14 protein-coding genes and 1 pseudogene are annotated in these 15693 nt (G+C 59.3%); 5 read left to right on the forward strand and 10 right to left on the reverse strand.

The features are described 5' to 3' along the window. Positions 1-71: 71 nt before the first annotated feature. From CKW23_RS00705 to CKW23_RS27100, 8 genes and pseudogenes are all read right to left on the reverse strand, one after another. On the reverse strand, positions 72-1505 hold the full coding sequence (locus tag CKW23_RS00705) for a hypothetical protein (RefSeq protein WP_025260846.1): 1434 nt from the start codon (positions 1503-1505) through the stop codon (positions 72-74). Between the two features lie 571 nt (positions 1506-2076). Next, positions 2077-3489 carry an efflux transporter outer membrane subunit gene (locus tag CKW23_RS00710; protein WP_095066876.1) on the reverse strand — a complete coding sequence of 471 codons (1413 nt, stop codon included), beginning with the start codon at positions 3487-3489 and terminating at the stop codon, positions 2077-2079. Next, a complete protein-coding gene (locus CKW23_RS00715; protein WP_025260845.1) occupies positions 3486-4370 on the reverse strand; it encodes an HlyD family secretion protein in 885 nt (294 codons plus the stop codon). The genes CKW23_RS00710 and CKW23_RS00715 overlap by 4 nt, the downstream gene beginning before the upstream one ends. Continuing rightward, entirely contained in the window at positions 4367-4576 is a 210-nt protein-coding gene (locus CKW23_RS00720) for a DUF1656 domain-containing protein (RefSeq protein WP_025260844.1), read from the reverse strand. The genes CKW23_RS00715 and CKW23_RS00720 overlap by 4 nt, the downstream gene beginning before the upstream one ends. Next, positions 4573-6660: an FUSC family protein gene (locus tag CKW23_RS00725; RefSeq protein ID WP_095066877.1), complete on the reverse strand. Its 2088-nt coding sequence runs from the start codon at positions 6658-6660 to the stop codon at positions 4573-4575. The genes CKW23_RS00720 and CKW23_RS00725 overlap by 4 nt, the downstream gene beginning before the upstream one ends. After that, on the reverse strand, positions 6657-7109 hold the full coding sequence (locus tag CKW23_RS00730; RefSeq protein WP_025260842.1) for a MarR family winged helix-turn-helix transcriptional regulator: 453 nt from the start codon (positions 7107-7109) through the stop codon (positions 6657-6659). Before CKW23_RS00730 ends, CKW23_RS00725 begins: the two co-directional genes overlap by 4 nt. 127 nt (positions 7110-7236) lie before the next feature. Next, a complete protein-coding gene (locus CKW23_RS27095; RefSeq protein ID WP_371856541.1) occupies positions 7237-7905 on the reverse strand; it encodes an ATP-binding protein in 669 nt (222 codons plus the stop codon). 60 nt (positions 7906-7965) lie between these two features. Then, positions 7966-8049: pseudogene (locus CKW23_RS27100) on the reverse strand (hypothetical protein); the annotation flags it as partial. Positions 8050-8842: 793 nt separating this feature from the next. On the opposite strand from CKW23_RS27100, the gene CKW23_RS00740 reads away from it, so the two are divergent. Beyond that, positions 8843-10189: an HD domain-containing phosphohydrolase gene (locus tag CKW23_RS00740; RefSeq protein WP_025260840.1), complete on the forward strand. Its 1347-nt coding sequence runs from the start codon at positions 8843-8845 to the stop codon at positions 10187-10189. A gap of 474 nt (positions 10190-10663) precedes the next feature. Continuing rightward, on the forward strand, positions 10664-11332 hold the full coding sequence (locus CKW23_RS00745) for a polysaccharide lyase family 7 protein (protein ID WP_025260839.1): 669 nt from the start codon (positions 10664-10666) through the stop codon (positions 11330-11332). On the opposite strand, the gene CKW23_RS00750 is transcribed toward CKW23_RS00745, so the two are convergent. Together CKW23_RS00750 and CKW23_RS00755 are read right to left on the reverse strand one after the other, a co-directional pair. Then, positions 11329-12720 (reverse strand): heavy metal sensor histidine kinase, encoded by a 1392-nt coding sequence (locus CKW23_RS00750; protein ID WP_095066878.1) that lies wholly within the window; start codon positions 12718-12720, stop codon positions 11329-11331. The genes CKW23_RS00745 and CKW23_RS00750 overlap by 4 nt on opposite strands. After that, a complete protein-coding gene (locus CKW23_RS00755; RefSeq protein ID WP_025260837.1) occupies positions 12693-13388 on the reverse strand; it encodes a heavy metal response regulator transcription factor in 696 nt (231 codons plus the stop codon). The genes CKW23_RS00750 and CKW23_RS00755 overlap by 28 nt, the downstream gene beginning before the upstream one ends. A 202-nt stretch (positions 13389-13590) precedes the next feature. Between CKW23_RS00755 and CKW23_RS00760 the strand changes: the two genes are divergently transcribed. From CKW23_RS00760 to CKW23_RS00770, 3 genes are all read left to right on the forward strand, one after another. Next, complete coding sequence (locus CKW23_RS00760) at positions 13591-14196, forward strand: hypothetical protein (protein ID WP_025260836.1); 606 nt, start codon at positions 13591-13593, stop codon at positions 14194-14196. Positions 14197-14273: 77 nt separating this feature from the next. Beyond that, on the forward strand, positions 14274-14897 hold the full coding sequence (locus CKW23_RS00765; RefSeq protein WP_025260835.1) for a cytochrome b/b6 domain-containing protein: 624 nt from the start codon (positions 14274-14276) through the stop codon (positions 14895-14897). Then, positions 14890-15660, forward strand: a complete 771-nt coding sequence (locus CKW23_RS00770; RefSeq protein WP_095066879.1) for a molybdopterin-dependent oxidoreductase — start codon at positions 14890-14892, stop codon at positions 15658-15660. Before CKW23_RS00765 ends, CKW23_RS00770 begins: the two co-directional genes overlap by 8 nt. Positions 15661-15693: the final 33 nt, after the last annotated feature.

The following is a 15693-nucleotide window of genomic DNA, read 5'->3' on the forward strand; positions in this document are numbered from 1 at the left end:
GGTACTTCCCTTACATGCGAGAGTTGGCTGTTATTGTCAGGCTTGTTACAAAGGCTTGAATTAGCGGATAACTAGAGTTTGCTGGCTCTGACCTGTGTGATCTGTTTCGCAATGGAAGCCAGGGCGTTGTCACAGAAGTCGTTGAGAAAGACGACAAGTCCCGATGCGCTCAGATTGCTGGCGACGTTCTCGACCAGCCACGGATAGGTATGGAAGTCGAATCCCGGCTTGGTTGACATCAACGGAGAAGAGGCATCGCTCAGGGTCACAATGGCGGGACCGGCTGCCCCGTCCACTCCACTGGCTGTTCCTTGAAGTTGCAGTACGGTGTAGTCGTTTTTGGCTTGAGCGGAGGCGTTCATGCCATTGAGTGCAGTCAGAATGTTGTTGACGTCTGTTGTGGTGTAACTGCCGTTGTAGGAGTCGTACTTTGTGGCGTCATTGCCAGATTTGGTCTGCGGTAGCAGGATCAGGCGTTTCGATTGCGAGAGCAGCGTTGCATAACTTGAGGCAAGGTCCCCCTTGTAGCCGGGTACGATCTTGCCCTGTGTCTTGGTGTTGGCCAGTGCAGTATTGAGCATCCCGTCGAGTACATCGGGTGCTGGTTTCATTGTGTCTTGTGCGAACCCCTGGAAGTTCGGGCTGATGACGACAATTTCCGTTGGGTGCTGAGCCAGCCAGTTCAGTATGTCTTGCAGGAAGCTCTGATACGAATAACCTGGAATCAGGTTGTGCTGGTGATAGATACCGTCCGTAATGTTCTGATAGCAATATCCCGGACGGAAGTCGAAGTATCGGGTCCCCAGGTTGAGTTGTGCGGTGATGTTGTCTTTCTGGGTAAACGCCAGGTTGATGATTGCGCGCAAGGCATTGGGTTTGCTCAGAGAGGCGATGAAAGCGATGGGGCCGATAGGAGGAGGAAGCATGCTTGCGATGGTGGATACGAACTCTGCGTCATCCAACAGTTTTGTGATCAGTGTCGGGTCAAACATGCCGGCGTCATGGGCACCCGGCAATGCAAAGGTGGAAAACGGCTTTTCTTTCAGTGCCGCTCCCATGCTGTTTGCGAGATCTCCCATCCAGCCTGACATGTCGCCTGTGGCGTATACATAAGACTGGTCCTGGTTGGTGAGACCGCCGCTTCCGCTTCCGCTGTCGTAAAAACCATAGGAAATCGCCCAGCCCTGCCCGAACAGAGAGGGGGTCTGCAGCATGTTGCCCATGGTGGTATCGCCAAGGTTTCCGGTAAAGGGTGCAATATCTGCATACCTGTTCGCTATCGGTTTCTGGTTCTTTGAAATTTGCCACTTATAGCGTCCGGTGTGCGAGAGAATACCGATATCGCTTTCCGAGATTTGAAGGTTGCCATGTTGCATGGTGTTCGGCGTATCAAGTTGATAGGAGGCCGTTTTATCACCCAAATCGGTGGGTTGCTGGAAGAGGGTAGTAAAGTCGTTGGTTTCCACGTAAGCGTAATAATCGACACCTTTGCCTGGCCAGCCCATGATGTTTACCTCAGGTTGATGAAGTCAGTAAAAATTCTGTTGGTCTGTGTGCAATAAGTGCACAGGCACAACAAAGGGAAGACCGGAATAACATCCAGGCGGTTTTCTATCGGTGTGGTAGGGGGCGTGAAGAACATGCCAGATGACGCTGCAAGGCAGTGTTCTCGACAGACGACAAGGGGCGTAGAACCGAATGGTTATCTACTGAAAGAGAAGTACGCCATGCATGGCGGTCATCCTTGATTATAGTTTTCAGGTTGATGGCCATATGATGGCTCTGCTATTTAATAGCATTATTGAAAACTGCTCGCAAGCCCAAGCGTCGTTAAATTTTCTGTGGGTTGAAACAGGGCGCTGATACCCGCAGGCCAATGCGTGCTGCCCTGTTTTCGAGCCGTTATTAAAGAGGAGGGTTTTATATTGCCTGGCGCCAAAGTTTTGCAGTGGGGCGCGGGTCACGTTTGATTTGATGGGCACGAGTTCATTGGCGAAGACGCCTTCAAACGACATCTATTGGGGCCGTATGTCAGGTCTTCCCGAATGAGTTCGGCCCTGCACAATGATCCTGATCCTATTGCCAACCCCCACCCAACGCCAGAAACAGATCAATCTGCCCCATGGCCACCTGGGTATTGGCCGCCGCCAACTGTGCGCGGACGTCGGTGTAGGTGCGGGTGGCCTGAAGGTCGGCCAGGAAGGAGGCGCGGCCAGCCTTATAGAAGCGGTGGGTCTGGTCGGCGGCTTCCTGTGCCGATTGTTCGGCATCTTTCAAGGCGTCGCGGCGGTCTAGCAGGGCGGTGTATTGCGCAAGGCCGGTCTGGGTTTCGCGAATGGCATTGAGGACCACGCCATCGAAGCGCGCCAGTGCCGCCTGGGTCGAGGCTTCGGCCTGATGGATGCGGGCGCGTGAGCCATTGGACGGGACGGTCCAGTTCAGCAGCGGGCCAAAGCCCCAGCGGTTGGCCGCCGGTTTGCCAAGGTTCTCAAGGATGCCGATGCTGCCGATGGTCGCACCGATGCTGATGTCCGGGTACAGCTCGCCTGTGGCGACGCCGATCTGCGCGGTGGCCATGGCCAGATGACGTTCTGCCTGACGTACATCGGGGCGGCGTTTGAGCAATGCCGCGCCGTCGCCCACCGGCATGACTTGCGCAATATGCGGCAGTTCATTGCAGGTGCTGACCCCGGCAGGCAGGTTTTCCACCGGTCGGGCCAGCAGCATCGACAGGCGGAACAACCCGGCCTGGCGCATGGCTTCGTAGCGTGGCAGCTCGGCGCGCAGGGATTTGAATTGCGTCTGTGAGCGGGTGACCTGGGTTTCGTCGCCACGCCCGGCATCGCGCAGGCGCTGGTTGAGGGTCACGCTCTGTTGTTGCAGGTTCAGCGACTCCTGAGCGATGTCATGTTCTTCATTGGCGGCGCAGATCTGCGTATAGGCCCGCACGACATCGGCCACCAGGGTGATGCGCGCCGTATCGGCGGCGGCCTGGCTGGCATCGATATTGGCCTGGGCTGCTTCGATACCGCGTTGCAATGTCCCGAACAGGTCGAACTGATAGGACGTGGTCAGCCCCACATCGCCGACATTGGCGACCGGCACCTTGTCGGCCAGCAGAAAGGCTTCACCCGATTCCTGCAAGCGCTGGACACCGACTGTTGCGCTGTTGGTAAAACCACCGGCGGCCTGGGCTTCGGCTGTCTGGTAGCGGGCGCGTTGCAGGTTGGCGGCGGCGATTCGCAGGTCGGTGTTGGAGGCCATGGCCTGTTGCACCAGTTCATCGAGTCGCGGGTCCTTATACAAGCGCCACCAGTGTTCCGGCACCGGTGCCGAAACGGTATTGACCGACTGGCCCGCCAGTTCGCCTTGCAGGTCCGGGCGATTGATCGCGCCGTCCTTGGGCAGATCATAATCAGGCCCGACCATCTGGCAGGCCGACAACAGTAAACCCAACCCCAGCGTGGCCATGTGCGTAGCGTGTTTCATTGTGCCGCTCCCTGACGGTCGTCGATGATCGATACCGTGGCGGTACGCCCGGCGATCATGCGGAAGTCCGAAGGCACCTCGTCAAAGGCGATGCGCACCGGAATGCGCTGCGCCAGACGCACCCAACTGAACGCCGGGTTGACGTTGGGCAGCAGGTTCGAGCCGCTGGTACGGTCGCGGTCTTCGATACCGGCGACGATGCTCACCACATGCCCGGTCAGGCGTGCGTTGTCGCCGACCACGCGGATGTCCACGCTCTGGCCGATATGAATGCCGTCCAGCTTGGTTTCCTCGAAGTAGCCGTCGATGTGGAAGGACGCCGTATCTACCACCGACAACACGGCGCGGCCTGCCGACACGAACTCATGGGTGCGCGGCGCACGGTCGTTGAGGTAGCCGTCCACTGGGCTGCGGATCACTGAACGATCCAGATTCAGCTGTGCGGCATCTACTGCCACCTTTGCTTCATTGAGGGCCGACAGGGCTCGGGCTTCACGGGACTGGCTCTCTTCCAGTTGTTCGCGGGCCACTAGGTTGCCCAGGCCCTTGTTACGCTTGTTCTCCCGGCGTGCCTGTTCCCAGGTTTCCTGGCGTTCGGCAACCGTTGCCTGAGCCTGACGCAAGGCCAGCTGGAAGCGGTCCTGATCGATGGTGAACAACACCTGGCCCTTGCTGACCTGCTGGTTGTCGCCCACGTCGACTTTCTGGATCAGGCCGGACACGTCCGGCGCGATCTGCACGATATCGGCGCGGATATGGCCGTCCCGGGTCCAGGGCGCATACATGTAGTACATCACCATGCGCCAGACGACGACGGAAGCCAGCAGCACAACGAGCAGGGTCAGGACCACACGGCCCAAAGTCAGTAATGGTTTTTTCATGTCATCAGGTATCGACTGAGAGTATCCACGGCGCCGAGCAACAAAGCGTATAGACCTACGTTGAACAAAGCCCGGTGCCACACCAGGCGGTAGAAGTGGGCGCGCGACAAGACGGCGTGCAGCCCCAGAAACAGCAGGTAGGCGATGCCCATGATCGCCAGAAAGGTGGGCACGAAAATGCCGCTGATATCCAGATCACCAATCATAACGGCGCTCCATCGATGCCATAGGGCGGTTGTTCAGTGGTTTCCCCGGCAACGCTGACGATCTCGACCCCCGGCAACAGCGCCAGGCGCAGGCCGCTCAGGGCATGCAGCAGGTGAGTGCGCGCCGGGTCCTGGCCCATCGATTGAGCGGTGAGCGAGCGACGCGCCCGGTCCATGGTCATCAGCAAGCCTTTGGGCGCTGGCAAGCGTTCGTCTGCCTTGATGCAGGCTTTGAAATAGCGGCCGACTTCATCCACCACCTGATTCAGCAAGCTCTGGGCAACGAGTGTGGCTCGCGGCGTATAAGCCCGCAGATCGAGCATATTGAGGGCGACCCGCAGTTCGCGCAGGGCAATGCCCGTATCCTGCGCCGTGATGGTCAGGCGCGGCAGTTGTTGCATCAGGCGGTCGAGCATCTGCACGCCCATGTGCCGGTGCTCGGCCAGCGTGGCCGGTTTGCTCAGGCTCACGATGTCGCGCCAACTGAAACGGATCAGGCGCTTGAGGGCCAATTCGACGCCGAACGGGCGGAACACCAGCGTCCAGATAAAGGCGAACAACAGACCGGCAGGCCCGGCCAGATTGGCGTTGAGGAAGTTCAGAAAGTCGGCGTCATAAGCGCTCTGGATGCTGATGAAGGACGAGGTGTTGACGATGGTCAGCAGCGTGCCGAGAAAGAAGCGCGGCTGCACCGTCAACGTACCTACACAAATGAACGGCACGGCAAAGGCCAGTACCAGCATCGGGAAATCATGCAGGTTGGGCAGCACCACGAACAGGTACAGGCTGGCGAACACCACCGACAGCAGCGTCCAGAAAAAGAACCGGTAGATTTGCGGTGCCGGGTCGTCCATGGCGGCAAAGAAGCTGCAGGACACCGCTGCCAGGGCCACGGCGCTGGCGCCGTCTTTCCAGCCCAGCAGGATCCACAACATCGAGGCGACGATAATTGCCAGCACCGTCGAAACCACCGAATACAGCATCAGGCCTCGATCCAGAAACGGCGTAAGCCGGCCCAGACGCCAGTGCCGGTAGACGGCGCGCCAGGGCGTTTGATCGTCGGTGTCGATGGCGTATTGCAAGGTGCGGCAGTCCAGCCACAGGTCGATCCATTCGCCCAGCCGGAACAGCGCATTGGAAAGCAGCAGTTGTTCCCGCTCATCCAGTTGCCCGGAGTCGGGTTGCAGACGTTCCAGCTCGTGGTGCAGCACTTGCCATTGTTCCCGTTGCGGGCCGTTGGCGGTGTTGCCCAGCCAGTTGCGGGTTTCCACCAGCAACGGCGAGAGGCTGGCCAGCAGCTTAGGCGTGCGGCGCTCCAGTGCCCAGAGCGCATCGTCCAGGGCGTCGATCACCGGCAGCAGGTGAATCATGCGCCCGCGCAGTTCCATGGCATTGCGCACGGTCTGCTTGCGGGTGCCCTCATGGCTCAACTGGCTGATGATCAGCTCCAGCGAGTTGAAGCTGCCGACCATGGAGTTGCGCAGTGCGCCGACTTCTTCGGCCTGGGCACTGCGGCCCAGAAAGCGCTCGCTGTAGGCGCTGGCATCGCTGAACCATTTTTCAGTCGTGGCCTGGAACACCGGTTTCAGGCGACGAGGCCAGAACATGGCACCGACCACGGCGGCGCAGATGATGCCCAGGAAAATCTCTTCGGTACGCGAGACGGCAATCTCGAAGACCGCTTGCGGGTTGTCCACCACCGGCAGGGAAATCAGCGGCATGGTGTAGCCGGCCAGCATCAGCGCGTAGCTGTTGGCGGTGCGCAGATGCAGGGAGAGAAACAGCAGCGTGCCGGTCCACAGGCCGATCACAATCGCCAGCAGCAAAGGCGTCTGCACGAAAATCGGCACCAGCAATACCGAGGCGGCGGCACCGGCGAGTGTTCCCAGTGCGCGATACAGTGCCTTGGAACTGGTGGGGCCGACGAACGGGCTGGACACGATATAGACCGTCGCCATGGCCCAGTACGGCCGTGGCATTTCCATGAGCAGCGCGATATACAGCGCGAGCATGGCGGCGGCGAAGGTGCGCACGCCATAGAACCAGTCGCGGGCAGGTGGAAATCCTGCGAAGAAGCCGTTCACGACTGGCCTGCGTTGTCGGGGTGAGCCGCATCGGCGAAGGCCTTGCAGACGCGCAAGGTGGCTTCGAGGTCGGCAACGTCGAGGCCCTTGAGCACATCGGCGCGCAGGCGAGTCAGTTCCTGTTCGATCGCACCGGCCAGCTTGCGGCCGTCTTCGGTCAGGCTCAAGGCCTTGGCGCGGCGGTCGTTGGGGTCTTCGGTGCGGCAGACGATGCCGGATGCGCACAGCTGATCCAGCAGACGCACCAGGGTCGGGCTTTCCATACCGGCGGCCTGGGCCACTTTCACCTGATGCACGCCGTCGCCCAGGCGCGCAATGGCCAGCAGCGGACCTGCACAGGCTTCCGAGATGCCATAGGTGGACAGCGTGGCATGGCAGATGCGCCGCCATTGGCGGGAGGCGGCGACCATACTGCTGCTGATGGCCCTGTGAAGTGAATCGAGTGACATGGGGAACCGGGGATTTAGTTAGTGACGATATTGTTAGTGAGGATATTAATAGCTTGCTAACTAATAATATCCTGTAACAAAGTCTTTCCGTCAACCGTAAATTTCCCGAGGGTCGTGGCGCCGTGCGTCAATTGCCGGTTTTGACCTGATGAATCGGCAGTACCACTTTGAAGGTGGTGCCGCTCCCCACCTGGCTTGAAACGCCTATGCTGCCGCCATGCTTTTTGACGATGCCGTAGGAAAGCGACAGGCCAAGCCCGGTGCCTTTGCCCACGGGTTTGGTGGTGAAGAAGGGGTCGAAGATGCGCTGCATGACCTGCGGCTCCATGCCCGAGCCGTTGTCGGCCACCTCCAGCCAGACAGTGTCACCTTCCTGGCCGCTGCGAATGATGATCTGCCCGCGCTCGCTGCCGATGGCCTGTGCTGCGTTGACCACCAGATTCATCACCACCTGATTGATCTGCGAGGGCAGGCACTCGATCTGTGGCAGGTCGCCGTATTCCTTGAGCACATCGGCCTTGTACTTGATTTCATTGGCGGCGATGTTGAGCGTCGAGTCGATGCCCTGATGCAGGTCGGCCCACTGCCATTGCTCGTTGCTGTCGGCACGTGAGAAGGCCTTGAGGTCCTTGACGATCTTCCCGGCGCGGTCGATGCCTTCCTTGGACTCACTGATCAGCACCGGGATATCGTCGATCAGGTAATCCAGCTCTATGCGCTCGCGCAGTTCGGCCAGTCGATCCCGTTCCGGACCTTGCACAAGGCTCTGTTCGACCTCCCGATAGGCCAGCAGCATTTCCTTTACCTGGGCGAAATAGTTTTCCAGCGTGCCGAGGTTGGACGAGATGAAGCCGATGGGGTTATTGATTTCATGGGCTACGCCGGCCGCCAGTTGCCCCAGCGAAGCCAGTTTTTCCGATTGCACCAGCTGGCTTTCCAGGTGTTTGCGCTCGTCGATCTGATGTTGCAGTTCTTCACTGGTGCGGGTCAGTTCTTCGGTGCGCTGTTCCACCAGTTGTTCGAGCCGGTCCATCTGCACCGAAGCCAGCTCGGTCATTTCCCATTTGGTGGTGAGCACATTGGCCAGTTGCTGCACTTCAATGTCGTTGAAGGGTTTCTTGCGGGTCAGCAGCCGCTCATGACCTTGCAGGCGATCTATCAGGGTTTCCCACGAATAGTCGGACTGCGCGGTACAGATCACCACTTGCAGGCGCGGGTCGATCTGCCAGAGCTTTTCGATGACCCGCGCATCTTCCGCCAGATGCATGTCGACAAAGGCCAGTGCGTAGGGCTCGTCGTCATCCAGCGCCTGCTGCGCCCTGAGCAGGCCGTCTGGCGCGTCGTACACACAATCGAGCAGGTAGTGGTGGGTGATGATCGGCATGTCATTGCCGAACAGGGCCGCCTCGATCAGGTAAAGATCCGCCTGGCCGCTGCTGTCTGGCACCAGCGCCTTGCGAAAGTCTTCGTGAGTGGCGGGGGTGGCATCGATCAGGAGAATGCGTCGGTTGGACAGGATTTTCATGGCACACCTGCGGCAACGGTCGAGTGGATGACAGGAAGCGTCCCTGACTGACTTGAGCATAGCGCTGCGGGTGAGCTTTCATCGGAAATAATTGCAAAGTGCCACTATTTTTCAATAGCCCGCTATGCTCAAGGCAAGATGCAAGCGCATGATGATCTGGCACTTCACAAGAACAAATGTGCCACTACCGCTGAGCGAGGTACTCGCGATGGACGACAAGTCTGTTTCTGCCTGTGCATTCAAGCCCAACGTGCTTCTGGTCGACGACGAGGAGCTGATTCTCAGCAGCCTGCGTCGTCTGCTGCGAACCCAGGGGTACACCATTCACTGCGCCAACAGTGGCGAAGAAGCCCTGAGCATCATGGCGCAACACCCCATCGACCTGGTGATGAGCGACGCACGCATGCCGCACATGGACGGCTCGACGTTGCTGGCCCGCATCCATGTGCTGTATCCCGGCACCATGCGCCTGCTGCTGACCGGTTATGCGGACCTGGACATGATCGTCAAGGCGATCAACGAAGGTGGTATTCATCGCTACATCAGCAAGCCCTGGAATGACGAGGACATGCTGCTGACCTTGCGTCAGTCCCTGGCCCATCAGCATTCCGAGCGTGAGCGGCAACGTCTCGAACAACTGACCCACGACCAGAACGAAGCGCTGCAACTGCTCAATGCCACCCTGGAGAAGCGCGTGCTGGCGCGTACGTCCGAGGTGCAGCAGACCGCCGACATGCTCGACCTGGCCTACGACGAACTCAAGCACAGCTATGCCACCAGCACCGAGCTTTTTTCGTTGCTGGTCAATCAGCGCCTGCCGGCGGACAAGCAGACCAACCGGCAAATCATCGATCTGGTGCGCACCTACTGCCAGGTTCACGGGCTGGACGAAGCCAGCCGACGCGACCTGTGTATGGCGGCCGCGCTGCACAATATCGGCAAGCTCGGCTGGAGCGACAACATGATCGTTTCGCCTGTCGACCAGTTGTCCCACACCGAGCGTGAGCGCTATCGGGATTATCCGAAGCAGAGCGAATCATTGCTCATGACCCTGGACCCCATGCGCGATGCAGCCCGCTTGATTCTGCACCATCAGGAGCACTGGGACGGCACGGGGTTTGCGGACCGGCTCAAGGGCGAGGCGATTCCCTTCGGTTCGCGCCTGCTCAAGCTGGCGGTGGACTTCATCGAGTTGCAGCATGGCCTGATCCTTCAGCGGCGCATGAACAGCGACGAAGCGCTGGTGTTTATTCGCCAGTACAGCGGGCGCTGGTATGACCCAGGTCTGCTGGATGCGTTCATCAAGGCCTGCGCGGTCTACCGCTCCGATATCACCCTGGGCGACCCACTGGTCAAGGCCATGAAACCTCGTGAGTTGAGTGCGGGCATGGTGCTGGCCCGTAACCTCAACGCCGATAACGGCATGCTCCTGCTCAATGCCGGCAAGGTGCTCAGCGAGCTTCTGGTCGAGAAGCTGATTGCCTTCGAGGAAATGGAGGGCGCGACCTATACCGTGTTCATTCGCCTGCCAGAACCGGTTCTTTGTGCTGTCTGAGCAGGAGCGGATTCATTCGCGAGGGGCCCGTATAACCCAAGGAAATGTATCGCCGGAAGCTATGCGGTCGGGGGCTTTTGCTGTGTCCAAAAGGCGATGAACGGTCGTCATGACAGCCCGTGGTGTGAAAAGTGCCTGGATTTTTAAAAATAATTGCTACCGTCTGTCGGTAAACTCTCGCAAAAAACAGCCATTCTGGCGGTGGCTATTCAAAAAAATGACGCGATCCGTTTGTGATCATTTCCAAATAAATGGCCGCTTAGAGCAAAAACCCCACTTGTCAAACTTTCGGTACAAATGACATCAAAGTAATGGCTTTGGGGGTTGTGTGACTTTCTTTTGACGCCAATTTGCCGTGGGTCGATGTTTAAAAAATAAACGTTTCAGCCGATAGTCAGGACGAATCCAGCGGGCGCAGAACGCCCGTTCCAGAGCCATCCTGCCGGTGCCACTGCGCACCTTGCGAGCAACCCCATGATCGACCTCGCCACCTGGAATTTGTCCGTACCTGTCGGGACACCAGCCACTACCATCGACACCCCGAAACTCATGGGTGGCTATGAGGATGGTTATTTCCGCTCAGGAAATACCCTGTTTTTCTGGGCACCGGTTACCGGCTCTACCACGGAAAATGCCAAGTACCCGCGTACCGAGTTGCGCGAGACCACGGCGGATGGTCGAGCCCACAACTGGGCTTACCCGAGTGCGGACAATTTTCTGCGGGCTTCGCTGACCGTCAACCAGGTGCCTTCCAGCGGCAAGATCGTGATTGGCCAGATCCACTGTTACGGCAGCACCGAGCCGTTGCTCAAGGTCGAGTACCAGTTCAAGGAGAAGTTGCAGACCGGTAATATCGTCGCCAAGTTTCGACGCAGCCCGGGTGCAGAAATCGAAGTCATCATGATTGCTCAGGGTGTTCCGCTCAATGAGCGCTTCGATTACAGCATCCACCTGACGCCTGGCGGGAGTCTCACGGTCAATGCCTACGACCATATCTGGAACGCCAGCCTGGACTCGACCTGGAGCACCAAGCTGTTCTACTTCAAGGCGGGGGTCTATACCCAGGACAACACCGGGTACACGACTGAAGGGGGCGCGGCTACGTTCTACAAGCTGACCATTGCCCACGACAAGAAGGCTTAACCGGTAAATACCAGGCTGAAGCAGATTCTCCCGGCCTTTGGCTGCGCGACTTCGACGCGACCTCCATGCAAATGCATGATCGCCGCCACGATGGACAGCCCCAGGCCGTTGGAATCGGAGCTTTCGTGGCGCGATGAGTCGCCACGGTAGAAACGGTCGAACAGCCGGTCCAGGGTTGCAGCGGGCAGCACGGGCCCCTGGTTTTCCACTTCGATCCGCTGTTCATGCTTGAAGGACACGACTCGTATCAGAACCTGGCTGCCTTCGTCGGCATAGCGGATAGCGTTGGCGACCAGGTTGCTCAAGGCCCGGCGCAGCAGGATCGGGTCGGCGTCCAGCTTGCCCTGGCCACTGGCATGCAGCTCCAGTTGCCGCTCTTCGGCAAGCCCTTCGAAATAGCCCGTCACTCGTTGCAGTTCGTCCTGCAATTGCAGCGGCTGACGTTTCAGAACCGCCTGGGCCTCGTCGGCACGAGCCAGGAACAGAATGCTCTCCACCAGCCGTGAAATCCGCTCCAGCTCTTCAAGGTTGGAGGCCAGCAAGGCTTGATAGTCATCGACGCTGCGAGTCTGGCGCAATGCGACCTGGCAATGCCCCATCAGCGAACCCACCGGGGTGCGGATCTCGTGGGCCAGATCGGCGGAAAACTGCGTCAGGCGTTGATAGCCGTCATCCAGCCGGTCGAGCATGGCGTTGAAGGCGTCGCTCAGTTGTTGCAGCTCCACCGGCGTGTTGCGGGTATCGAGGCGGTTATGCAGGCTGGTCGGGGAGATACCGGCTGCATGGGCTGCCATCTGCCGCAGCGGGCGCAAGCCGCGTCGCAACAGCACGTACCCCAGCAAGGCCGTCAGCACAAAGGTCAGCGTCATGGCGGCATAGATGCGTTCGCGGAAACTGGCGAGCATGGCCATTTCCTTGACCATCAGGTGCGCGGCCTGCAAGCGCAACTCCACGCCGTTGGACATCGCCAGGGACGCTGCCGCCCGCAGCGGCACACCTTGCAGGCTCATGCCGCTACGCATGTAGCTGGTACTCAGGGGCTGGTCCTGAGCGGCCGTTGGCAGTTCCGGCAGCGGAGCGCGTTGCGGGTTCACGGCAATCACCGGCGGCTTGCCCGGTTCGCCAATGATGAAAATGTCCTCTTCGCTGTCGAGCATGTTCTCGAACAACTGCGGGCTGGCCTTGAGGTTGTCCAGGGTCAGGTCATAGCGCAGCAGTTTGCGAAAGTGATCCAGCCGGGCGAGCACCGCATGGTCGCTGCGCTGCAGGACGCTCTGTTTCATCGCCTCATACAGATACAGCCCCGCACCGCCCACGGTGAACATCGCCACCAGCGCAAAGGCCAGGGTCGAACGCAGGGTCAGGGATGGCTGGCGTCCGGGGTGCATGGCCGTACCTCGCAGACGTAACCGATGCCGCGCACGGTATGGATGAGCTTGATCGGGTAGGGCAGGTCGACCTTGCTGCGCAGGCGCTTGATGGCCACATCCACCACATTGGTGTCGCTGTCGAAATTCATGTCCCAGACTTCGGAGGCGATTTGTGCCCTGGACAACACATCGCCTTCGCGGCGCAACAACAGATGCAACAGGGCGAACTCCTTGTTGGTCAGGACGATGACCTGCTGCTGGCGGGTGACGCGGCGGCGCAGCAGGTCCAGCTCCAGATCGGCCAGATGGAAGTGATCGGCCTCACGCACCACGCCCCGGCGCAGGATGGTGCGGATGCGCAGCAGCAGTTCGGTGAAGGAGAAGGGCTTGACCAGATAGTCGTCGGCACCCAGCTCCAGGCCGCGAATCCGGTCCTGCAATTGATCCCGTGCCGTGAGAAACAGCACCGGCACATCCTGTTTTGCGCGCAGCACCTCGATGATCTGCCAGCCATCGATGCCGGGCAGCATCACGTCCAGCACGATCAGGTCGTAACGGTTTTCCAGGGCCATGTGCAGGCCGTCGGCGCCGTGTTGTGCCCAGTCGACCTGATAGCCGGATTCGCCGAGGCCCTTTTTCAGGTACTCGCCGGTCTTGGTGTCGTCTTCAATCAGCAGGATATGCATCGTTACGCTGGCTACACTCTGGCTGGCGCCATCAATCGCGCCGGTGCCGGCAGTCTACCCAGTTGCCAGCGGCGAGTCGGTGACATTTTTGTCATTGACTGGTCCGGTTTCGAGAATGACAAAAATGTCATGGGCGGGTCATTTTTCAGTACCGGTAGCGGAGCAATGATGGCGCTCCACTCAATCTGCCAGGGAATAACCGATGAAGACTGCGCTTTCCACTACCTTCGGCCTGCTGTTGCTCAGTGCCGCCGTCATGACCCAGGCCGCTGATCTGCCGGTGGTCAAACCGATGCGTGGCACGGTCGAGAGCCTTCAGGCCGACACCTTGAATTTCACTACCCGTGCCGGCCAGCACCAGAGCATTCAACTGACCGAAAAGACCGGCATCCGTCTGGTTTCCAAGGCAGACCTGGACACCATCAAGCCAGAAAGCTTCGTCGGCTCGGCGGCTATTCCCCAGGCCGACGGTACGCTCAAGGCGCTGGAAGTCACCGTATTTGAAGCCAGCCTCAAAGGCAGCGGCGAAGGCCACTACGGTTGGGAAAACGCCGATGGCAGCACCGGCACCATGACCAATGGCACGGTGGGCACCCTGTCCAAAGCCAATGGCCGTACCTTGAGCGTGCTCTACAAGGGCGGCGAGAAACAGTTGGTGGTGCCGGAAGATGTGCCGATTGCCTACGTCGAGCCGGGCCAGCGCAGCGAGTTGAAAGCGGGCGCGAAAATCGTGCTGTTCCCGGCCGATGACGGCAAGTCCGCACGCGGGATTGCAGTGGGCAAGGATGGGTACACCCCACCGATGTGATTGATACGTGGGAGCGAATTCATTCGCGACACATTTCGCGAATGAATGCGCGCCTACAGCTTCAGGTAGAGAAAATCATGAAAACCCGTCCTATTCACCCTTGGCCCGTACGCCTGACCCATTGGGTCAATGCCGTGGGCATGGTCTGTATGTTCATGAGCGGCTGGGCGATTTATAACGCTGCGCCGCTGATGGCTTTTACCTTTCCCAAATCACTCACCCTCGGCGGCTGGCTGGGTGGTTCGATTGCGTGGCATTTTGCAGTGATGTGGCTGCTGGTGATCAATGGGCTGGTTTATGTGCTGTATGGCGTGTTCAGCCGCCACTTCAAGCGTGACCTGCTGCCGGTACGTTCCGCCGAGGTGAAGCGCGATATTGCCGATGCCTTGCGCTTTCGTCTGGCCCATATCAAAGGCCGTTACAACGCCGTGCAACGCCTGATGTACTGGCTGGTGCTGGCCATGGGTGTATTGATCGTACTGTCCGGGCTGGCGATGTGGAAACCGGTGCAGTTTCAGGAACTGGCCAGCCTGATGGGCGGCTACGACGCTGCCCGCTGGGTGCATTTCGGCGCGATGTCGGCCATCGGCGCATTCGTTATCGTTCACCTGGCACTGGTCGTGCTGGTCCCGCGTACTTTGTTGCCCATGATTACTGGCGGGCGTCTGCCGGCTGAAAACGGAAACCCCGGCCATGAATGAACCTCGTAAACGCATCACCCAGCGCATCCGTCTTGAGCCTGCACAACAGAAGCAACTGGTGGATATCCAGCGCCGTTCGTTCCTGCGCGCCGGGCTGACGGTGGGTGCCATGTCGATGCTGACCGGCTGCAACCTGCAGGATGGCGATCAGGTGGACAGAGCGCTGTGGGCCATGTCGCGCTGGAACGATCGGGTTCAGGCCTGGCTGTTCAGCGGCCAGAAACTGGCACCGACCTACAGCAAGGCGCAGATCACCAACCCGTTTCCGTTCAATGCGTTCTACCCGGAATACAACGTGCCCGAAGTGGAGCTGTCCGACTATCGGCTGGCGGTTTCGGGGCTGGTGCGCGACAAGCAGCCATGGACGCTGGAAGCCCTGCGCAAACTGCCGCAACGCACCGACATCACACGGCTTATCTGCATCGAAGGCTGGAGCGCCATCGGGCAGTGGGGTGGCGTGCCGCTCAGGACCTTTCTGGAATACATCGGTGCGGATACCACGGCGCGTTTCGTTGGCTTCAAGTGCGCCGACCGTTATTACTCAAGCCTGGACATGCCCTCGGCCCTGCATCCACAGACCTTGCTGGCGCTGGACTTTGGCGAAGTCGCCTTGCCGCCTGATTACGGCTACCCGTTGCGGGTGCGAGTGCCCACCAAACTGGGCTTCAAGAACCCCAAACATATCGTCGAGATATTCGTGAGCAACGAGAATCCTGGCGGGTATTGGGAAGATCAGGGGTATAACTGGTTTAGCGGGATTTGAGTGTTCGCTGGTTTCTTCGCGGATAAATCCGCT

This window comes from Pseudomonas sp. Irchel 3A18 (genome assembly GCF_900187465.1).
Classification (GTDB): domain Bacteria; phylum Pseudomonadota; class Gammaproteobacteria; order Pseudomonadales; family Pseudomonadaceae; genus Aquipseudomonas; species Aquipseudomonas cichorii.